General features: G+C 29.1%; 18 protein-coding genes. 10 read left to right on the forward strand and 8 right to left on the reverse strand.

Features of this window, described 5'->3' with window-relative positions; genetic code table 11:
* Nucleotides 1-8: 8 nt before the first annotated feature.
* Entirely contained in the window at nucleotides 9-1,982 is a 1,974-nt protein-coding gene (gene uvrB / locus L8U37_RS02790) for an excinuclease ABC subunit UvrB (protein ID WP_133319895.1), read from the reverse strand.
* A 154-nt stretch (nucleotides 1,983-2,136) separates the two neighbouring features.
* Between uvrB and L8U37_RS02795 the strand changes: the two genes are divergently transcribed.
* The 6 genes from L8U37_RS02795 to ispG all read left to right on the forward strand — a co-directional run bounded on the left by L8U37_RS02795 (nucleotide 2,137) and on the right by ispG (nucleotide 7,644).
* On the forward strand, nucleotides 2,137-2,370 hold the full coding sequence (locus tag L8U37_RS02795) for a hypothetical protein (protein WP_012661890.1): 234 nt from the start codon (nucleotides 2,137-2,139) through the stop codon (nucleotides 2,368-2,370).
* Nucleotides 2,357-2,596 (forward strand): hypothetical protein, encoded by a 240-nt coding sequence (locus L8U37_RS02800; RefSeq protein WP_133319896.1) that lies wholly within the window; start codon nucleotides 2,357-2,359, stop codon nucleotides 2,594-2,596. Before L8U37_RS02795 ends, L8U37_RS02800 begins: the two co-directional genes overlap by 14 nt.
* On the forward strand, nucleotides 2,597-3,067 hold the full coding sequence (locus L8U37_RS02805) for a type II secretion system protein (protein ID WP_133319897.1): 471 nt from the start codon (nucleotides 2,597-2,599) through the stop codon (nucleotides 3,065-3,067). It abuts the gene before it with no gap.
* Complete coding sequence (locus tag L8U37_RS02810) at nucleotides 3,064-4,908, forward strand: primosomal protein N' (protein ID WP_263709282.1); 1,845 nt, start codon at nucleotides 3,064-3,066, stop codon at nucleotides 4,906-4,908. The genes L8U37_RS02805 and L8U37_RS02810 overlap by 4 nt, the downstream gene beginning before the upstream one ends.
* Nucleotides 4,909-5,028: 120 nt before the next feature.
* Nucleotides 5,029-6,522, forward strand: a complete 1,494-nt coding sequence (locus L8U37_RS02815; protein WP_263709283.1) for a C69 family dipeptidase — start codon at nucleotides 5,029-5,031, stop codon at nucleotides 6,520-6,522.
* A gap of 57 nt (nucleotides 6,523-6,579) precedes the next feature.
* Nucleotides 6,580-7,644 carry a flavodoxin-dependent (E)-4-hydroxy-3-methylbut-2-enyl-diphosphate synthase gene (ispG, locus tag L8U37_RS02820; RefSeq protein WP_250322407.1) on the forward strand — a complete coding sequence of 355 codons (1,065 nt, stop codon included), beginning with the start codon at nucleotides 6,580-6,582 and terminating at the stop codon, nucleotides 7,642-7,644.
* On the opposite strand, the gene L8U37_RS02825 is transcribed toward ispG, so the two are convergent.
* The 5 genes from L8U37_RS02825 to L8U37_RS02845 all read right to left on the reverse strand — a co-directional run bounded on the left by L8U37_RS02825 (nucleotide 7,641) and on the right by L8U37_RS02845 (nucleotide 13,659).
* Nucleotides 7,641-9,005 (reverse strand): nicotinate phosphoribosyltransferase, encoded by a 1,365-nt coding sequence (locus L8U37_RS02825; protein WP_263728535.1) that lies wholly within the window; start codon nucleotides 9,003-9,005, stop codon nucleotides 7,641-7,643. The genes ispG and L8U37_RS02825 overlap by 4 nt on opposite strands.
* A gap of 21 nt (nucleotides 9,006-9,026) precedes the next feature.
* Entirely contained in the window at nucleotides 9,027-10,133 is a 1,107-nt protein-coding gene (ftsZ, locus tag L8U37_RS02830; protein WP_039626779.1) for a cell division protein FtsZ, read from the reverse strand.
* Between the two features lie 11 nt (nucleotides 10,134-10,144).
* Nucleotides 10,145-11,524 (reverse strand): cell division protein FtsA, encoded by a 1,380-nt coding sequence (gene ftsA, locus L8U37_RS02835; RefSeq protein ID WP_220566695.1) that lies wholly within the window; start codon nucleotides 11,522-11,524, stop codon nucleotides 10,145-10,147.
* The gene (locus L8U37_RS02840; RefSeq protein WP_133319902.1) at nucleotides 11,521-12,999 is read right to left on the reverse strand and encodes a peptidylprolyl isomerase; all 1,479 of its coding nucleotides are present in this window, start codon (nucleotides 12,997-12,999) and stop codon (nucleotides 11,521-11,523) included. Before L8U37_RS02840 ends, ftsA begins: the two co-directional genes overlap by 4 nt.
* Nucleotides 13,000-13,080: 81 nt before the next feature.
* The gene (locus L8U37_RS02845; protein WP_263659740.1) at nucleotides 13,081-13,659 is read right to left on the reverse strand and encodes a class II aldolase and adducin N-terminal domain-containing protein; all 579 of its coding nucleotides are present in this window, start codon (nucleotides 13,657-13,659) and stop codon (nucleotides 13,081-13,083) included.
* A gap of 60 nt (nucleotides 13,660-13,719) precedes the next feature.
* On the opposite strand from L8U37_RS02845, the gene rsmH reads away from it, so the two are divergent.
* Both rsmH and L8U37_RS02855 read left to right on the forward strand, forming a co-directional pair.
* On the forward strand, nucleotides 13,720-14,637 hold the full coding sequence (gene rsmH, locus L8U37_RS02850) for a 16S rRNA (cytosine(1402)-N(4))-methyltransferase RsmH (RefSeq protein ID WP_263728536.1): 918 nt from the start codon (nucleotides 13,720-13,722) through the stop codon (nucleotides 14,635-14,637).
* A 3-nt stretch (nucleotides 14,638-14,640) separates the two neighbouring features.
* Nucleotides 14,641-15,564, forward strand: coding sequence for a hypothetical protein (locus tag L8U37_RS02855; RefSeq protein ID WP_220566699.1), 924 nt, complete (start codon nucleotides 14,641-14,643; stop codon nucleotides 15,562-15,564).
* Here L8U37_RS02855 and L8U37_RS02860 read toward each other — a convergent pair.
* The gene (locus L8U37_RS02860; RefSeq protein WP_133319905.1) at nucleotides 15,561-16,052 is read right to left on the reverse strand and encodes a hypothetical protein; all 492 of its coding nucleotides are present in this window, start codon (nucleotides 16,050-16,052) and stop codon (nucleotides 15,561-15,563) included. The two genes, L8U37_RS02855 and L8U37_RS02860, sit on opposite strands and share 4 nt — an antisense overlap.
* A 132-nt stretch (nucleotides 16,053-16,184) precedes the next feature.
* Here L8U37_RS02860 and L8U37_RS02865 point away from each other — a divergent pair, with 132 nt between their 5' ends.
* Both L8U37_RS02865 and L8U37_RS02870 read left to right on the forward strand, forming a co-directional pair.
* The gene (locus L8U37_RS02865) at nucleotides 16,185-17,162 is read left to right on the forward strand and encodes a glycosyl transferase family 90 (protein WP_263728537.1); all 978 of its coding nucleotides are present in this window, start codon (nucleotides 16,185-16,187) and stop codon (nucleotides 17,160-17,162) included.
* A gap of 11 nt (nucleotides 17,163-17,173) precedes the next feature.
* On the forward strand, nucleotides 17,174-18,031 hold the full coding sequence (locus L8U37_RS02870) for a D-amino acid aminotransferase (RefSeq protein ID WP_263659666.1): 858 nt from the start codon (nucleotides 17,174-17,176) through the stop codon (nucleotides 18,029-18,031).
* On the opposite strand, the gene L8U37_RS02875 is transcribed toward L8U37_RS02870, so the two are convergent.
* Nucleotides 18,028-19,404 (reverse strand): cation:dicarboxylate symporter family transporter, encoded by a 1,377-nt coding sequence (locus tag L8U37_RS02875; RefSeq protein WP_263728538.1) that lies wholly within the window; start codon nucleotides 19,402-19,404, stop codon nucleotides 18,028-18,030. The genes L8U37_RS02870 and L8U37_RS02875 overlap by 4 nt on opposite strands.
* Between the last annotated feature and the right edge of the window lie 87 nt (nucleotides 19,405-19,491).

Raw genomic sequence — 19,491 nt, forward strand, 5'->3', positions numbered from 1 at the left:
TTAAGGGATTATAAAGTTCTTAATTTATTAATTTCATCTCTAAGCATTGCCGCTTTCTCAAACTCAAGATTTTTAGCTGCTTCTAGCATTTGTTTTCTTAATTCTTTTACTATTTTAGCGCGTTCTTTCGCAGGCATTTTTTCAAGTTCTTTGCCTTTACGATAAATTTCTCCTTGTTCAAGCTCATGTTTTAAACTTTCTTCTATGTTTCTTTTTACTGAGGTTGGTGTGATGTTGTGCTTTTTATTATAAGCTTCTTGTAGGGTTCTTCTTTCATTGGTAGTATCGATAGCTTCTTGCATAGATTTTGTGATTTTTTTAGCAAAAAGTAATACTTTTCCATTGACATTTCTAGCCGCGCGTCCCATCGTTTGAATGAGTGCAGTGGTGCTTCTTAAAAAGCCTTCCTTGTCTGCATCCATAATCGCTATAAGGGAAACTTCAGGTAAATCAAGTCCTTCTCTTAAAAGATTAATCCCGATTAAAATATCAAAAGCACCACTTCTTAAGCCACGGATGATTTCATTGCGCTCAATTGCATCAATTTCTGAGTGCATGTATTTTACTTTTAAGCCAAGTTCCAAGTAGTATTTACTAAGCTCTTCAGCCATTTTTTTAGTTAAAACGGTTATTAAAACTCTTTCATTACGCTCTATAACTTTTTTAGCTTCATCGTATAAAATTTCTACTTGATTTTCACTATCTTTGATTTCTATTTTAGGATCTAAAAGCCCTGTTGGACGCATGATTTGATAAAAAATATTTTCTTTGCTTAATTCTAGTTCTAAAGGTGCAGGTGTGGCTGAAACAAATAAAAATTTACAATTTTTATTAATAAATTCATCAAACATCAAAGGTCTATTATCTAAGGCACTTGGCAAGCGAAAACCATAATCAACCAAAGTTTGCTTTCTGCTTCTATCCCCTGCAAACATTCCGCGAAATTGTGGTAAAGATACATGAGATTCATCTACAATGACTAAAAAATCTTGATTTTTAATGGCAAAATAATCAAAAAGCGTATAAGGTGTATCGCCGCTCTTAAGCCCTGTTAAATGCAAGGCATAATTTTCAACTCCTTTGCACATGCCAGTACTTTGAAGCATTTCAAGGTCAAATTCTACCCTTTGTTTTAGTCTTTGTGCTTCTACGAGTTTATTTTCATTTTCAAAATAAGCAAGGCGTTTATTTAATTCAGCTTTTATACCTTTTATAGCCTCTTTAAGTCTAGCTTCACCTACGCTAAATTGACTAGTTGGATAAAGTATAAATTTTTTTAAGTCTTTACCTTTTTTATTTTCTAAGATATTATAATGATACATCGCCTCAAGTTCATCGCCAAAAAATTCAAGTCTAATAGCTTCATCCTCATAATAAGCTGGATATATATCTACTATATCTCCATTGACTCTAAAATCAGCTCTGTCAAAGAAATTATCATTGCGTTTATAACCCATATCTACAAGTTTTTTTAAAAGTTCTTTTTGATTTATTTGCATATTAAGCTCTAAAATCAAAACCATACCCACATACTCACTTGGATTTCCCAAACCATAATTTGCTGAAACACTAGCTATGCAAATAACATCATCATAACTTAAAAGCGAAGCACTTGCGCTTAGTCTTAATCTTTCTAAGTCTTCATTAGTAGAGCTGTCTTTTTCTATAAAAACATCGGTTCTTGGTATATAAGCCTCGGGTTGATAATAATCATAATAGCTTATAAAATACTCCACATGATTATTTGCAAAAAAGCCTTTAAATTCACTATAAAGTTGCGCGCATAGGCTTTTATTGTGGCTCATGATAAGAGTAGGCATGTTTAAGTTTTTAATGATATTTGCCATAGTGAAAGTTTTTCCACTACCTGTAACACCTAGCAAGGTTTGGTATTTATTACCTGCTTTAATGCTTTTTACTATACCATCAATAGCTTGCTTTTGATCAGGACTTGGCTTAAATTCGCTAGTAAGTTCAAACATAATTTTTCCTAACTTGTATTTTTACTAATTTTACACAAAATTTTTTCTAAAAATTTAAATTTTAAAACAAAAAGCTATGCAAAATTAAATTTTTTTTTGTTACAATATGTGTTTAAAATACTCTAAAATATAAAATCAATAAAGGCAAAAAATTATGTATGATGAAAGAATAATCAACACAATGACAGATAAAGTAAATGAGCTTTTGGCTAAATATAATGAAGTATGTGAAATAAATGAAAATTTAAGAAATGAATTAGTGAGCGTAAAAGCACAAAATGAAGCCAAAAACAATCAAATTGCGCGTTTGGAAGAAGAGCTTAAAAATAAAAATATTGAAAGTGAAGATGTGATCAAAAAAATAGAGGCAGTTCTTGGCAAACAATAATCAAAGAAAAGTTACAATCAATGTCTATGCAAAAGACTTTGTTGTAACATGCAGTAATGAATTTGCAAATCATCTTGAAGATGAGATTGCTTTAATTTCTGGAGGCACAGGTAAGATAGAACTTGCAAATTTCATTAATGCTTTTGTAAAACTTAGCTACGAAAACTATATCTTAAAAAAAGAACTCAACAAACTTATAAACACTATCGATGAAGAAATACAATAAATGCAAGTAAAAAAAGCTTTTACTTTAGTAGAGCTTATTTTTTGTATGATGATTATTGCTATTCTTAGCACAATTGCTTATCCGTATTTTTCTTTTGGAAAAAATGATGCTAAACTTATCCAAGCAAAAAGTGAGGTAGAGCTCATCAATGCTTCTTTGGCCTTACTCAAAAATCAGTTTTTATTTAAAGAAAGTAAGGATTTTCCAGCCATTTTAGATGAAGCTTTGATAAATAGTGAAAATCAAAAATTATTTTTTTGTGATAGTTTGCAAAATTACAAAAAAACAAATCATTGTACATATAGTGTATTAGATAAGCCAATTGTTTCAAGTAAAAAATCATGGATGAAAATAGCAAATACTCAATATAGATTTTTTATAAATGCTAAAAATTACATAGATTTTTCTTATAATGGTGAAAAAGTTTTTTTAGAATGTGTGAGTTTAAATTGTAAGGATTATGGGTTTTGAATTTTTATCAACTTGCTATAAAAGGATATTATTTAGATACCTTAATTTATGAAAGTGAAGAAGAAATTGAAATTTTAGATGAAGTGATAGTTGATCTTGCAAGGAAAAAAAATCTCAAAGCTATAATTTTACAAAAATGTTCAAAGCCTGATTTTAAAACCCAAGCTATAAAAGAAAAAACAGGTTTTAAACTAACGCAATACCAATACGAACTTGCTCAATTTATTGCTTATTATTATGCTAGTAAAATAGCTTTTGTTTTGGGTATGTTTGAAAGCATTAAAGAGTATAAAAATGAAAAAATTCATATAGAAAAAGCACCTAGTTTAAGTAAAAACCAGCAAGAGGCTTTGGAATTTATAAAAACTAAACAAACTAGTTTGTTATTTGGCGATACAGGAAGTGGTAAAACTGAAATTTATATTAGCTTGATAAAAGAATATCTAGAGCAAGGAAAGCAAGTTTTGCTTTTAATGCCAGAAATCGCTCTAACTCCGCAAATGCAAAAAAGATTAAAAGTGTATTTTGGCGAGCATTTTTTCTTGTGGCATTCTAAAATTACTAAGAAAAAAAAGCAAGAATATTTGCAAGATTTAACAAATTCAAAAGCTCTTTTGGTGGTGGGAGCTAGGTCGGCTTTGTTTTTACCTTTTAAGAATTTAAGTTTGATTATTATTGATGAGGAGCATGATAATTCTTATAAAGCTTCTAATAATCCAAAAATCAATGCAAGAGATTTGGCTTTATTTATAGCAAAAAAAATGCATATAAAAGTTCTTTTAGGTTCTGCTACTCCAAGTGTTGTAAGTTTTTATAAACATCCTTGTTTTAGACTTAAAGGAACCTTCTTTGAAAGCAACAAGCAGTTTTTGTATGATGAGAGTGAGCTTAGTGTTTCATCAAAATTGCTTTTAGAATTAAAAATTAGCTTAAGAAATAAAAAGCAAGCCGTGGTATTTTTACCTACAAGGGCAAATTTTAGACAAATTTTATGCAAAGAATGCGCTAATACCATTAAATGTCCTTTTTGTTCTATTGCTTTGAGTTTGCATAAAAATAAAAATACATTAAAATGTCATTATTGCAATTTTACTAAAGAAATTGATCAAACTTGTCCAACCTGCAATGGAGTTATGCTTGAAGCTAAAAAAATGGGCACAGCAGAGCTTTGTGAGCTTTTAGAAAAAGAATTAGCTGAGTTTAATCCTATCATAAAAAGATTTGATAGTGATGAGATTAGCAGTGTAAAAAAGCTTGATATGATTTTAAAAGATTTTAACCAAGAAAAAATTGATATTTTAGTAGGCACTTCTATGCTTGCTAAAGGGCATGATTATCATAATGTGGATTTGAGTGTGATTTTGGGGCTTGATGAGTATTTATTTAGACCTAATTTTAAAGCTTTAGAAGAGACTTTGGCTCTTGCTATGCAAGTAGCAGGTCGTGCAGGTCGTAAGGGTGAGGGTAGGGTGCTTTTACAAACTAAGAATAGATCTTTTTTTGAAAAATATATACAAGATTATGATAGCTTTTTAAAAGATGAATTAAATTCTAGAAGTGAGCTTTACCCTCCATTTAAAAGACTTTTAAGGCTAATTATTGAAGATGAGGATAAAAACAAAGCTTTAAATTTATGTGAATTTATAGCTAATAAAGTTCAAGAATTAAAACAAGTGCAATTAGTAGGCCATGGTGCTTGTGGTATTGAAATGCTAAATAAAAAATGGCGTTTTTATGTATTATTGCGTGCTAATACTCACCAAGAGCTTGTAAAGTTTGAGCATTTTGCTTTAAATTTTAAAAATATTACTTGCGATATAGATCCGGTTGATTTTTCTTAAAAAATATATTTATTTATAAATAATTATTATTTTATAATAAAAACAATATTTTATTTTTAATTTTAAATTTATTTTGATAAGAATATACTTTTTTAATTTCTTAAATTCAAAGGAGAGAAAATGAAAAAGTTTAGTTTTCTTACAAACTGTGTACTTTTTGGTGCTTTGCTCAATAATACTTTAGCTTGCACTACTATTTTAGTGCCAAATGAAGCAAGCAAAGATGGCTCTATGTTGGTTGCAAGAAGTGCTGATAGTAAAGCAGATAAAGCACAGATTTTTTTAATCCATCCAAGAGTTGAAAACCAAAAAGGTATTTATAGTACTAAAACACATCAAGGAATGAATGATTTTACTTACCCTTTACCTGCTAAATCTTTTCAATATAGTACTATAGCTAATTGGCAAAGTAAATTACATGGTGCTACTGGTTTTAATGAAAAGGGTGTTGGGATAAGTGCTACTGAATCAATTTATGCAAAAGATGAGCTTTTAAAATTTGATCCTTATAATGAGAAAAATGGTATTAGTGAAGATGATATTTTAGATGTTTTGCTTCCAAGAATTAAAAGTGCAAAAGAAGGTGTTCTATTATTAGGCGATATTATAGAAAAACAAGGTGCTGCTGAGGGTTTTGGAGTGGCTTTTGTAGATTCTAAAGAAATTTGGTATTTAGAAAGTGCTACAGCACATCAGTGGATGGCTGTAAAAATTCCTAATAATTCGTATTTTGTTAGCGCAAACCAGGGTAGGTTGAAGCAATTAAAATTTAACGATGAAAATACCTTGCATTCTAAAAATTTAATAAATTTTGCCGTCATTCATAAAGCGTATAATCCTAAAGTAGATAAGGATTTTGATTTTTTTAAAGTTTATACAAGAAATGATGATAGAGATTTAACTTATAATTATCCTAGAGTTTGGTGGATACAAAAAATGTTTAATCCATCTTTAAATCAAGATGTAAAAAATGGTGCTAATTTTAATGTGTTTTTAGAACCTGAACAAAAACTTAGTGTGGATGATTTAAAAAAAGCTTTAAGATCGCACTATGATAGAACAAAATATGATCCATACTCAAATTTCAATGAAGATGAAAATATTTATCGTGTTGTGAGTGTGTTTAGAACTTATGAATCTCATATCATGCAAGTTAGACCGTGGCTTCCTAAAGAAATAGGCAGGTTAAATTATGTCGCAATAGGAATGGCCGATTTGAGTGTGTATTTGCCTTATTATTTTGGTAATGATGAATTTATTGCAGGTTATCAACAAGGAACAAATGAAGCTGATGATGAATCAATTTATTGGATTTATCGCAAGTTACAAACTCTTGTAATGAGTGATTATAATAAGTATGCACCTATTGTAAAAAATGCTTATGTTAAATTTGAAAAAGACACATCTTTAAAACAAGAAGCTATGGAAAAAGAATATTTAAGTCTTTATCAAAAAGATAAGAATAAAGCAAAGCAAATTTTAGTTGATTTTTCATTACAAAATCAAAAGGAAGCTAAAAAACTTACCCAAGATTTAACAAATCAAATTTTCACCCTTTTAACAAGAGATACAGATGTAAAATATAAATCTCTTAATAAAAATAAAAAAGATTAATGATATAGCCCATTTTTTGGGCTATAATACTCTAAAAATATTTTTAGAGTGATTTTAATGACAAGATATAAAACAAGACAAATAAAAGTAGGTGATGTTTTAATAGGCGGAGATGCACCTATTTCTGTGCAATCCATGCTTTTTACTAAAACAAGAGATATTGAAGGTTGTTTAGAGCAACTTAATAGGCTTTATTTTGCCGGTGCAAATATAGTGCGTTTAGCTTGTTTGGACATGGCAGATGCAAGAGCTTTAAAAGAAATCAAAGCAAAAAGCCCCTTGCCTTTAATAGTGGATATACATTTTAATCATAAGCTAGCAGTTTTTTGTGCTGAATTTATCGATGGGGTGAGAATTAATCCGGGAAATATAGGCTCAAAAGAAAATATAAAAGAAGTGGTGCAAGCTTGTAAACAAAGAAAAATTCCTATTAGAATAGGGGTAAATCATGGCTCTATAGAAAAGCAATTTAGCGATAAATATGGTTATAATATAGAGGCTATGCTTGAGAGCGCTTTATATAATATAAAATTACTAGAAGATTTAGACTTTTTTGACATTAAAATTTCTATGAAAACTTCAGATGTGCAAAATACCATAAAAGCTTATGAAGCTCTAAGACCACTTTGTGATTATCCGTTTCATTTAGGGGTTACTGAAGCAGGAACTAAATTTCATAGTACTGTTAAAAGTTCGATTGCCTTAGGAAATTTGCTTTTAAAAGGTATAGGCGATACAATGAGAGTTTCTATGACAGGGGAACTTGAAGAAGAGATTAAAGTAGCAAGAGCGATTTTGCAAGATAGTGGAGTGCAAAAGAGTGGAGTAAATATCATCTCATGCCCAACTTGTGGAAGAATTCAAAGCGATTTGATTAAAGCGATTAAGATAGTAGAAGAAAAAACTAAACATATAAAAGAACCATTAAATATAAGTGTTATGGGTTGTGTTGTAAATGCCTTGGGTGAGGCTAAGGGTGCTGATGTGGCTATTGCTTTTGGAAAAAATCAAGGTTTAGTTATAAGACATGGTGAAGTGGTGGCAAAATTAAAAGAAGATGAGCTTGTTGATAGATTTTTACTTGAAGTAGAAGATGAAGTAAAACTTAGAGAAAAAGATTAATTTTTTTCTAAGTAAGTTTTTTGCATATTTTGTAATTTTTTAGAAATTTTTACTTTATAAATACTTGGATTTTGAAGTTTTTTTAGTTTAAAATCCAAACTATCAACACTTTTTTTATGATACTCTTGAATATTTTTCAAGTTAGGAAGCCCATAGATTAATTTTCCATCTTTAAAAATAAGCTCATGTAAATTTTTATATGTATGGCCTTGATAATTTTTGATACTCTCATCATGTGTATATAAAATATCAAAACTTGCTTTATTGTTTTTATAATACCTTATGAGTTTTTTAAAATGTGGTAAGGTTGTTTTGCTTGAACTTGCGCTAATTTTTATTTTAGGGATGATTTGATTGTTTTTTTCTAATGCAACAAGCTTATAAACAGCTCCAAAAATAGGCGAGCTTGCTGAAGTAATAAGCTTTTCTCCAATACCAAAAGCATCGATTGGAGCTTTGTTTTTTAGTAATTTTTCTATGATGAACTCATCTAAGGCATTACTAGTTATGATTTTGCATTTTGTTAAGTTAGCAAGATCTAGTTTTTTTCTAATATATTTAGAGATTTTCAGCAAATCTCCTGAATCAATACGGATGGAATAATTTTGCATAGAATCTTGCGCATTTAACTCATTAAAAACTAAAATAGCATTTTCAATACCTTTTTTATAATCATATGTATCAATCAAAAGACTTATATTATCTTTATAAATTTGACAATATGCTCTAAAAGCACTTAGCTCATCATCAAACATTTGTACCCAAGCATGAGACATGGTTCCACTAATAGGAATATTAAATTTTTTCCCAGCTAAAGTACAAGCACTTGCATGAAAACCACCTACAAAAGCAGCTCTAGCACCATTTAAAGCTGCACTTTCTCCATGGGCTCTGCGAGAGCCAAATTCTAAGAGTAATTTTTCTTTTGCAATTTTAGCAATTCTGCTAGCTTTAGTGGCAATTAGACATTGATGATTTAGGGTTAAAAGTATGAAAGTTTCTAATAATAAAGCTTCTATTATAGGTGCTTTGATAATAATTAAAGGTGTATTAGCAAAAACACATTCACCTTCTTTAACACTTAGTATATCTCCACTAAATTTTAAAGTTGAAAGGTAGTTTAAAAAATCATTATCAAATTTATGAGTATTTTTTAAAAATTCTATATCGCTTTGAGAGAAAGAAAAACGATTAATATGATCTATGATTTGTTCTAATCCACAAAAAACAGCATAAGAAGCATTATCGGGGGCTTTTCTAAAAAAAACTTCAAAATAAACAATTTGCTTATGCATATTTTGTTTAAAATAAGCATAAGCCATACTTAGTTCGTAAAAATCACATAATAATGAAGAATTCATATAAGGATTTTTACTAAAAAATTAATCCATTTGGCGACGCAAGAAAGCAGGAACATCAAGCTGGGAAATTACTTCCTCATCAAATCCACCGCTAGCTTTGCGCAAGTTCATATAGCTATTTTTTTTACTTTCTTCTTGTTCTTTAGCACTTTCTATTTCAGCTTTATCTTCAAAACCTGTAGCAATGATAGTAACTTCAACACGATCACCCATACTCTCATCAGTAGTTGCGCCAAAGATTACTTTTGCATTTTCATCTGCTATATCGCTAATGCTTTGAGTAGCTTGTGAAATTTCTATCAATGAGCATTCAGGTCCAATTTTATAATGGATGATTACGCCTTTAACGCCTTTCATAGTCATACCGTCTAACAATGGAGATTCTATAGCACTTGATAATGCATCCATGATAGCATTTTCACCTTCTCCATGACCCACGCCCATTAGTGCTAAACCTCTGTGGCTCATAACAGTTCTAACATCTGCAAAGTCAACATTGATATCGCCATCTTCTAAAAGAATAGACACCATACCTCTAACAGCTCTAGCTAAGATATCATCAACTAGTTTGAATGCTTCTTTTATACCTGCTTTTTTTGGAAGTATGCTAAGAAGTTTTTCATTTTGGATTACAATGATAGAATCACTTTCTTTTTTTAATTCAGCCAAGCCAGCTTCAGCTAATTTTTTTCTTTGTTTTCCTTCAAAAGCAAAAGGCATAGTTACAACCGAAACAGTTAATGCGCCTACTTCTTTAGCAGCTTGTGCTACAACAGGAGCTGCACCTGTACCAGTTCCACCACCAAGTCCTGCTGAAATGAATACTATATCACTTTGACTTAAAGCTGCTTTTACTTCTTCAAAGCTTTCTCTTGCACTTTCTGCTCCAATTTCTGGTTGCATACCAGCACCTAAACCTTTAGTTTTTTTCTCACCTAGTTGAATTCTAGTTTTTGCTAAAGATTTTGCTATAGCTTGTGCATCAGTATTTGCTGAGATAAGATCAAGATCATGTAAGCCCATATTTACCATATGATCTATCATATTACCGCCACCGCCACCGCAGCCTATGACTTTTATTTTTGCACCTTTTGCGTGTTGCATTTCTTCTACTAGATATTCGCTCATTGTATCTCCTATTAGAACTGGTTTATTAATTTATTCCAAAAATTATGCATAAAACTTGATTTTTTATCTTTTTTGGTTTCAACTTTTGTTAATTCTGTTTTTTCATCTTCAAAATCTCTCTGTTCTTGAAAAATTTCTTCAAAATTTTTATTTTCTTCTTCATGTTCTTCTATGGTGAGATTTTGTTTTATCTGTTTGTTGATAAATTCAGGCTCTCCTTTGTATCTTAGTTTTTCATTAGAATCTAATTCATAAGGAGTAAAATGTCCACCACCATATAAACAAAGACCTATAGCGCAGCTATTTTCTGCATCTTCAAAAATTTCTTTAAAGCCATCCATAGTATCTTTTTTTGCGGTCGCTATTCTAACAGCTTTATTATCAAAATAAGCTGAAGCAAGTTTGTCAAGTCCTGCAAATTTTGTCATTCCACCTGTTAATACTATGCCTGCTCCTGCTTGATTTGCACAAGCATTATCACTTAGCATTTTAGCTAAAATAATAATAGTTTCTTCAATTCTTGCATAAATAACATTAGATATAACTTCTACTGAAACTTCATTTTTTCTTTTTTCATCACCCATATATGGAATTTGTATAATTGAGTTTTCATTTTGTGCTAAAGATGCATAATTTAATTTTAGTTTTTCTGCTTCTTTTGGTGGGGTATGCAAAGCTATGGATAAATCATTAGTGATATTTACTGAACCAATTTGTAAGCATTCATTATATCGTATAGAATTACCCGCATGAATGACCATATCGCAAACCGCTCCACCCATATCGATTAAAATAGCACCTAATTCTTTTTCACTATCATCAAAGCATGCGATAGAAGAAGCATATCCTGAAAGAACGATATTATCTACTCTAAGATCAGCAAGCTCAACTGCTTTTTTTAGATTTTTAATATGCACTTCTTGCGAGATTACAATATGCGTAGAAACTTCAAGACGATTTCCACTCATTCCCAAAGGATCTTCTACATGCTCAAGATCATTTACTTTAAAATTATAAGGTAATACATGAATGATTTCATATCCACTAGGTATATTTGCGGTATGTTTTGCTGTGCTTACTGCTCTGTGAATTTCTTTAATACCTATTTCATGATTTGGTATATTAACTACACCTATACTGTCTACACTTTTTGCATAAGCACCTGAAATAGATACAATTACTTTATCATAATGCACACCTGACATCATTTGTGCATCGGCTACTGCCTCTTCTATAGATTTTGAAGCAAGCTCTATATTGGTAATTGCTCCTTTTTTTATACCATTTGATTTTGATTTTCCAAAACCAATGATTTTAAGTCCTTCTTCACTTTTTTGTGCCAAAATAGCACAAGTTTGTATTGAGCCTAAATCAATTCCTAAAATATTCAATTTGTATTTCCTTTATAATAGCGTTGGATTGGATATAATTCTATAAGTTTTTTTAATAATTCTTCCTTAAGTAAAGCTTGTTTAGTTTGTTTGGCACTTTGTTCTATGATAAATTTATAAATTTCTTCTTTATCTTTGTTTTCTAGAGTTTGCTTTGTAATTTCATAAACTATTGCTTTATCATCAAATAAAACATAAGATTTAGCTTTATTTGAGTCAAATACATGCATTAAAAACTCACTAAATTCAGCATCATTTATCATTTCACCTACTTTTGCTCCTTTACTTGAGTCGCGACTATAAGTTCCTATATCTATGCCTTGGAAATTATCTAGTGCAAGCTTTGCTTTTTCTTCTAATAAAGTTTTAGTTTTTTCTCTGATGTAAAGTTTGCTCACTTCATTTTTGGCTTGCTCAAAAGTCATAGTCTGTATAGGATTTATTTTTATAAGTTTTGCAACCATATAGCCGTTTTCAAATTTAAAAGGTTTGATAAAATCATTTTCTTTAGCTTTTTGTATGTTTTCTAAAGGGTAATAAATATCAGCATCGCTTATTGTGATGTTTTTGTCAAAACTAAGCTCGTTTTTTCTCAAAGCAACATAGCTTTCATTAGCTTTAAGTTTAAGCTTGGAAAGTTTTAAATCTTTTATAACTTTATCTTTGCTTTGTTCTAAGCTTAGAATTTTTCCTGCAAAATCTTTATAGTCATTTTTATTTTCTTCATAGTAAGCTTGAATTTCTTTATCAACAACTGTGATTGTATTAGGATCTAAAAAATAAGTTGCAAGCTCATAGCTTTTTTGTGTTTTATATAGGTTTTTGTTTTTTTCCCAAGTTTGTTTTAGTTCTTTTTCATCAATAGGAATATTTTTATTATCAAGTTTTATTATTTGAATTTTTAAATTATCTTGCATTAAAAAACTTGCACCAAACATATCAAACTCATTTTGTTTGATTTGTAAATTTAAAATAGCATTGATTTTTTTAAGCAATAATTCATCATGGATAATTTTTTCATAAGCTTTTGGTGTATAGTTGTTTCTTGCAAGTAAATTATAATATAAATCTTTATCAAAAACACCTGAAGCATTATGAAAGATTTTTTGATGCGCTAAATCATAAGCAATTTCTTCTTCGCTTACATTTAAACCTAAAGTTTTAGCATAAGAAAGCAGAAGTTTTTCTTGTATAAGTTCATTGATAGCTTGAGTATCTAAGCCATCTTTTTGTGCTTGTTCTTGTGTATAATTGCCATTGTTTAATTGTGAGTAGTAGTTAAATAATTGAGAATATTTTAGATTGAATTCATCATAGCTTATTTTTTCATCGCCTACTTTTGCAACAGAATTTGATCTATCGGTGTTAAAATCATAACTTCCCCAGCCAACAAAACCTGCTCCAACAAAAGCAATAACACTAATCCAAATAGTAATAACTAAATATTTTTTATGATGCTGCATCCAAGTGAGCATTTTTACCCCAATCCATAATTAATTAAATTAAACCATAAATTATAGGTAATTTGTGATTAATAAAAAATTAATTTTATGATTTTATGATAAATTTGTCTCTGCTAAATGGATAATTTTACAAGAATTCTCGATTAAATCTATTATTTTTCCAAGTTCATAGCTTGTTCTTCCATAAGCAAATATTCCATATCCTTTCACAACGACAAAATTTTGTTTTTGTTCTAACATATAACGATAAATTTCAGTTTGCGATCTATCATCCCAATCCTCATAACTTTTAGGATTGTAAACTCGAATTTCTTCTAAAAAAATTTCTCCAAAATAATCTTGAGGTGTTATGAAATCATGATTTAAACTCATGGATAAGGTATAAGCTGGATAAGCAAAACATACGAATTTAGCTTCAGGTATATTTTCATATATGCTTTTATGTATTTCACTATCGCTGCTTGCTTCATCCCAGCTATAATCTTTTGCAAATTTTAAGATACTTAAATTTTTTTCATCTAATTGATTCAAAAAAGCATTGCTTTTATTGATAATAAATGAGCCTTGGGAAAGTTTTGCTGAAACAGAACCATGGCAAATTCCAAAAAAATTTTTTTTAAACATTGATGAGGATAGAATTTGAATTTGGGAAATAATATTTTCTTTATTCATTAAAAACCTTGTTTTAAACTTAGCTAAGGTATTATACTAAAAAATATTAAAAGGTATATTTTGCAAAGTCCACATATTCCTGTTTTATTACAAGAAGTTTTAAATACTTTTGATGATTTTGATAGCGGAGATTTTTTAGATTGTACTTTGGGTTATGGAGGGCATTCTAAAGCATTATTGCAAGCTCATGAAAAATTAAGATTAATTGCTTGCGATAAAGATTTAGAGGCTTTAAGTTTTTCCAAAGAGTTTTTAAAAAATTTTCAAGATAGAATAAGTTTTAATCATATAGGTTTTAAAGATATTTTAACTCAAATTTCAACGCAAAACATAAGAGGAATTTTAGCTGATATTGGTGTATCTTCTTTGCAGCTTGATAAAAATGATAGGGGTTTTTCACTAAATTCTGATTTTTTAGATATGAGAATGGATCAAAATAATCCTTTAAGTGCTAAAGAAGTGGCAAATTCTTACAACAAGGAAGCTTTAGAACGAATTTTTAAAGACTATGGAGATCTGGCGCCAGTTGCTTCAATGCTTGCTCAAAAAATTATCAATGCAAGAAGTCAAAAAGAGATTACAAGTGCAAAAGAATTAAGTCAAATTATAGGAAATGCTAAGTTAAAAGGACGCAATGTATCTTTAGCTTTGCTCGTATTTCAAGCTTTGCGTATAGAAGTAAATAATGAACTTGGTGAGTTAAAATCCTTACTTGAAAATATAGAAAAAGCAAAATTAAAAGATTGCAAATTAGCTATTATTAGCTTTCATTCTTTAGAGGATAGAATAGTAAAAAATACTTTTAAAAGATGGGAAAAAGACTGCATTTGTGATGAAAGAGCTATAAAATGCGAATGTGGTAAAGGACATAGTCTTGGTAAAATTTTAAGTAAAAAGGCTATAAGTGCCTCCAAAGAAGAAATAAGCTATAATAGTAGATCAAGTTGTGCAAAAATGAGAATTTTTTATTTTAGGTAAATAATGATTGAAGATGATTTTTTAAAAGAAAAACAAAATATACGCGAAAAAATGTTGAAATATTCTAGGGCTATTAAAGAAGGTAGACCTTATGAAGAGTATGAGCACAATTTCAATGAAAGCGATCGCATATTAAAAAATAGAATACAGCGTAAAAAAAGACCTAAATTTACAGACTTTGATGAAGAATATAAAGAAAAACCTAAAAAACAATCCGCTATTTATTTAAAAGAAGATTTGATAAATGTTAAATTAGAAGAAAAAAAGCCTTTTAAATTACAACTCAATTTTTTCAAAAAGCAAAAAGAAAAATTTGATAAAAAAAATGATAAAAATCTTAAGCCATCTAAAAATGTTAAAACTTTGCAGGAAGTAAAAAAAGTAGAAAAAATACAACAAGAAAAAAAAGATTCTATTCAAATATCTAAAATTCTTACTCAAAGTAATGTCTTTGTTGCTTCAAAATTTCAAGATTTAAAAGAAAAAAGAAAAGAAAAAGTCAAACTCAAACAAGAATTAAAAGAGCAAAAAAAAATTGAACAAGAAAAAATAAAAAAAGCTCAAGAAGAATTAAAAGAAAAAGAAAAATTAGCTAAGCAAGAGCAAAAAATTTTAGAAGAAAAGGTAAGGCTTGAAGAAAACCAAGAATATAATCAAGAAGATAAATACGAACTTTTAGATAGCATAGTAAGTGAGGAAAATAAAAATTTAACCCCTAAAAATTTATTATATGCAGGTTTGATGATAGCATTTGCTTTATTGATATTTTTCCCACAAATTTATATTAGAAATCAAATTTATTATGTAAGTAGAGAAATAGCAGATTTAAGATCGCAAGAATTAGTTTTAGATGAAGAAAACAAAGAGCTTCAAAGACAGCTTGAAGCATTGTATTTTCAAAATCAAGTTTTAGACTTTTTAGATTAATCTTGTGTTTGAATGATTTTCTCCAAAACATATTGTTCAAGTTGATTTTTTGGAATTTCTTCTTTAATAGCTTGATTATAAATATTTTCTGCTATTTTTGAATATTTTTCATAAGCAAAATATGGAAAATGTAAAGTCCAGGCTTTTTTCAATAATCTTTTGCTTATTACTTTTCTAGTATAAATTTTAAAAATATCATAGCCAACAAAAACACAAGCGGTAACAAAAATAGCACTTAAGATACTAATATGAAAATCAATAATTGTTAAAAAATAATGGCTGATGATAAGCATAGGAACTAAAATGGCTATACAAAAAAGGGTATATATAAGATAAGAATTAAATACCTTAAATTTAAAATTTAATTTCGCAGGATCTATCATCATACCTTCATTTAACAAGGCATTTGCTTCTAATAAATCTTTTAAATTAACAGGTTGATTTGAAACTTTAAAAATAAAGTTTAAAATAAATTCTTGTATTTTCATTGTTTTACCTAGTAAGTATGTGATTTTTGTGATTTTAGCATTTTTGTTTTTAAATAAGATAAATTTTAAGTCTTGTAAATGAAATCTTGTGTTAAAATTTACATTATTTTTGCATATTAAAGAAAGAAAAAGATGGCAGACTCTAGATTTATGATGAATGTAAAAGGCATAGCTAAAAGTTTTATACCTAGAAAAATTTATCAAAATCAATTACAAAATATTTTCAAAGAGCTTTTAAAATCAAAAAATATAGATAATATTATTACTCGCTTAAATTATTACAATTTGCAAAATGATTTTTTTGATATAAAAAATTTTCAAAATTATGAAAAAATAGGAAAATTTCCCTTTAAAAAAACTTCCTATGCTTATGATGCTTATGCAATTAGTAAATATTTTAATGATGATTTTTTATGGATTGAAGGTTTTGGAGATATTAGTTATAATCTTAAATATCCAAGCATAGCTAAATCAAGACCAGTTGAAAATGGCTTTAATAATATCATTTTAAAATTAGACAAAAACAGACATTTTGATTTTATACAAGATAAAAACCAATTTGAAGATAAAAAAGACTTACTCTTTTTTAGAGGTGCAATTTATCAACCTCATCGTATTAAATTTTTTGAAAAATATTTTGATAATCCTTGTTGTGATATTGCTCATGTTGGCGGTAGAAAAATTCAAGCCGAAAAATGGATTAAAAATTTAAATTTTAAAATTAGCAGAGCCTATCAAACCCAGTTTAAATTTTTACTTTCATTGGAAGGTAATGATGTAGCAAGCAACTTAAAGTGGGCGATGAAAACAAATTCTTTAGTTTTAGCCCCAAAAATGCGTTATGAAACTTGGTTTATGGAAGGAAAGTTAGTTCCAAATGAGCATTTTGCTTTGATTGATGATGATTATGAAAATGTAGAAGCTTTGCTTGATTATTATTTAGCTAATCCACATAGAGCAAAAGAAATCATACAAAATGCTCATGCTTATATAGAGCAATTTTTAGATGAAAAGATAGAATTTTATATAGGAATTTTAGTTTTAGCTAAGTATTTTTATTATTCTAATCAGCTTGATTTACCAAAAGATATTATTGATTTATTTGATTAAAAGGAGAGTTTATGCAAGAGATGGAAATAGTATTTTTAAATGATGAATTTATAAAAGCTAGCGAAGCTAAAGTGAGTATTTTTGATAGAGGTTTTATCTTTGGAGATGGAATTTATGAAGTAGTTCCTGTGGTAAATGCAAAAATAGCTGATAAGGAAGAATTTTGGGAGCGTTTTGAGCGTAGTTTAGCCCAAATTGATCTACAAATTCCTTATACAAAAGAAGAATTTGAAAATATTTTAAAGCAATTAATCATTAAAAATTCTCTCAAAGAAGGCGGGCTTTATATGCAAATTACTAGAGGGGTTGCTAGTAGAAATTTTGCTCTTTTAAAGGGGTTAAAACCTACTATTATGGCCTTTGCTTTTGAATGCAAGGTGATTGGGCATGAGTTTGCTAAAAATGGGGTGAGTGTTATTTCAACAGCTGATTTAAGGTGGAAAAGAAGGGATATAAAATCAATTTCTTTATTAGCTCAATGTCTTGCAAAAGAAGAAGCTGTTAAAGCTAAGGTTTTTGAAGCTTTTATGGTAGAAAATGCTTTAGTAACGGAAGCTTCTAGTAGTTCAGCTTTTATTATAAAAGATAAAACTTTAATCACTAAGCCATTTTCTAATGAAATCTTACCAGGAATTCGCCGTAAAAATATCTTAAAATTTGCAAAAGAACTTGATCTTAAAGTAGATCAAAGAGCTTTTAGTATGAAAGAAGTGTATGAGGCTGATGAGGTGTTTATTTCTGCGGCTACTTTTTTGATTTTAGGTGTTATAAAAGCAGATAGTAAGGTAATTAATGATGGTAAGGTGGGTTTTTATACCCAAAAACTAAGAGAAAAATATGTAGAAAAAATTCAAAAAGAGGTTTTTTAATCAAAACCCGCATTAGTAAATTCTTTAGGATTATCTAGAGCGTAGCGAAACTTTTCCCAGTCTATTTGTTTATCCCAAATAGCTACGATTAAAGCTGCTACGCTATTACCACATAAATTTCCCACAGCACGAATTTCAGACATAAATTTATCCACGCCCAAAAGTATAGAAATGGCAGCCACAGGTAAAACCTCGCCCAAACTTACTCCTAAGCCATTGTTAGCTTCTGCAATGTGCATATTAGATAAAGCCGCAAGTGTACTTCCTAGTATAATAAAACCTGATCCAGTCACACCAACAGCACCTTTTGAGGCTATCATAAGCACTATTAAAATGCTAATTTCATGAGTTAAAGAAAGTTCTACATTAAAAGCTTGAGCAAGGAAAATTAAACTCATAGCTAAATAAATATTAGTACAATCAAGATTAAAACTATATCCAGTTGGTAATACCAAGCCCACAGTGGCTTTTGAAATTCCTGCTTTTTCAAGTTTTCTCATAAGCGGAGCTAATGCTGATTCGCTAGAACTCGTGGCAAAAACTATTAAAACTTCTCTTGAGATAAAACGCATAAATTTAAAAATATTGACTTTAGCAATAAAACAAATAAGCCCTAAAACTCCAAAGATAAAAAGCAAAGAAGCAAGCAACATAACAATAAGCAAATAACCCAAATTTAATAAAGAATCAAGTCCATATTTTGCCACTAAAAAAGCCATCGCAGAAAAAGCAGCGATGGGAGAAAAATACATAATGATTTCTAAGATTTTAAAAACAAAACTTTGCATAATTTCTAAGGTTTTTTGTATAGCTTTTCTCTCATCAATTCTCATAAGTGAAATAATAAAAGCACAAGCTAGAGCTATAACTAAGATTTGCAAAGTTTTTCCTTCGCTAAAAGCAGCTATGATATCAGTAGGTATAGCGTCTTTTAAAATATGCAAAATTTCATTTTGCGCACTTATTTCTATATTTTTATTAACAAATTGAGCCACACTTTCTTGATCTAGAGTGCTTGGATCAAGGTTCATTCCTTTACCAGGTCCCATAATGTTTGCCATAAAAATGCCAATAGCTAAAGCAAAAGTGCTTACTATTTCAAAATAAAGCAAAGCTTTAGCTCCTATGCTTCCAACTTGTTTTAAGCTTTCAAGACTAATAACACCTAAAACAATAGTTAAAAATATAATAGGACCTATGAGAATTTTTAAAGCTTGTATAAAATAATCTACACCGATTTTACTAGCTAATGCAAATTCCTTATCTAATAAGCCAAGGCAAATGCCAGCTATAATTCCTATAATCACCCAAAAACCTAAATTTTTTAACATTTTTTTGAGCTTGCTTGGTTTTTCATGAGTAATAACTAGCATAAAAAACTCCTTGTAATTTTAAAAAACGATACATATTAGCAAAGAAAAACTTATTTTTATTGTTAAAATAAATAAAAAATAAATATA

This window comes from Campylobacter sp. RKI_CA19_01122, from assembly GCF_025771325.1.
Taxonomy (GTDB): domain Bacteria; phylum Campylobacterota; class Campylobacteria; order Campylobacterales; family Campylobacteraceae; genus Campylobacter_D; species Campylobacter_D lari_D.

What these genes read in the sequence shown, in the direction of transcription:
- L8U37_RS02840 (WP_133319902.1), bottom strand. Translation starts at nt 12,999, where the DNA reads ATGCTCACTTGGATGCAGCATCATAAAAAATATTTAGTTATTACTATT.
- ftsZ (WP_039626779.1), bottom strand. Translation starts at nt 10,133, where the DNA reads ATGAGCGAATATCTAGTAGAAGAAATGCAACACGCAAAAGGTGCAAAA.
- L8U37_RS02795 (WP_012661890.1), top strand. Translation starts at nt 2,137, where the DNA reads ATGTATGATGAAAGAATAATCAACACAATGACAGATAAAGTAAATGAG.
- uvrB (WP_133319895.1), bottom strand. Translation starts at nt 1,982, where the DNA reads ATGTTTGAACTTACTAGCGAATTTAAGCCAAGTCCTGATCAAAAGCAA.
- L8U37_RS02870 (WP_263659666.1), top strand. Translation starts at nt 17,174, where the DNA reads ATGCAAGAGATGGAAATAGTATTTTTAAATGATGAATTTATAAAAGCT.
- L8U37_RS02865 (WP_263728537.1), top strand. Translation starts at nt 16,185, where the DNA reads ATGGCAGACTCTAGATTTATGATGAATGTAAAAGGCATAGCTAAAAGT.
- L8U37_RS02805 (WP_133319897.1), top strand. Translation starts at nt 2,597, where the DNA reads ATGCAAGTAAAAAAAGCTTTTACTTTAGTAGAGCTTATTTTTTGTATG.
- L8U37_RS02875 (WP_263728538.1), bottom strand. Translation starts at nt 19,404, where the DNA reads ATGCTAGTTATTACTCATGAAAAACCAAGCAAGCTCAAAAAAATGTTA.
- L8U37_RS02860 (WP_133319905.1), bottom strand. Translation starts at nt 16,052, where the DNA reads ATGAAAATACAAGAATTTATTTTAAACTTTATTTTTAAAGTTTCAAAT.
- L8U37_RS02815 (WP_263709283.1), top strand. Translation starts at nt 5,029, where the DNA reads ATGAAAAAGTTTAGTTTTCTTACAAACTGTGTACTTTTTGGTGCTTTG.
- L8U37_RS02845 (WP_263659740.1), bottom strand. Translation starts at nt 13,659, where the DNA reads ATGAATAAAGAAAATATTATTTCCCAAATTCAAATTCTATCCTCATCA.
- ispG (WP_250322407.1), top strand. Translation starts at nt 6,580, where the DNA reads ATGACAAGATATAAAACAAGACAAATAAAAGTAGGTGATGTTTTAATA.
- L8U37_RS02825 (WP_263728535.1), bottom strand. Translation starts at nt 9,005, where the DNA reads ATGAATTCTTCATTATTATGTGATTTTTACGAACTAAGTATGGCTTAT.
- L8U37_RS02855 (WP_220566699.1), top strand. Translation starts at nt 14,641, where the DNA reads ATGATTGAAGATGATTTTTTAAAAGAAAAACAAAATATACGCGAAAAA.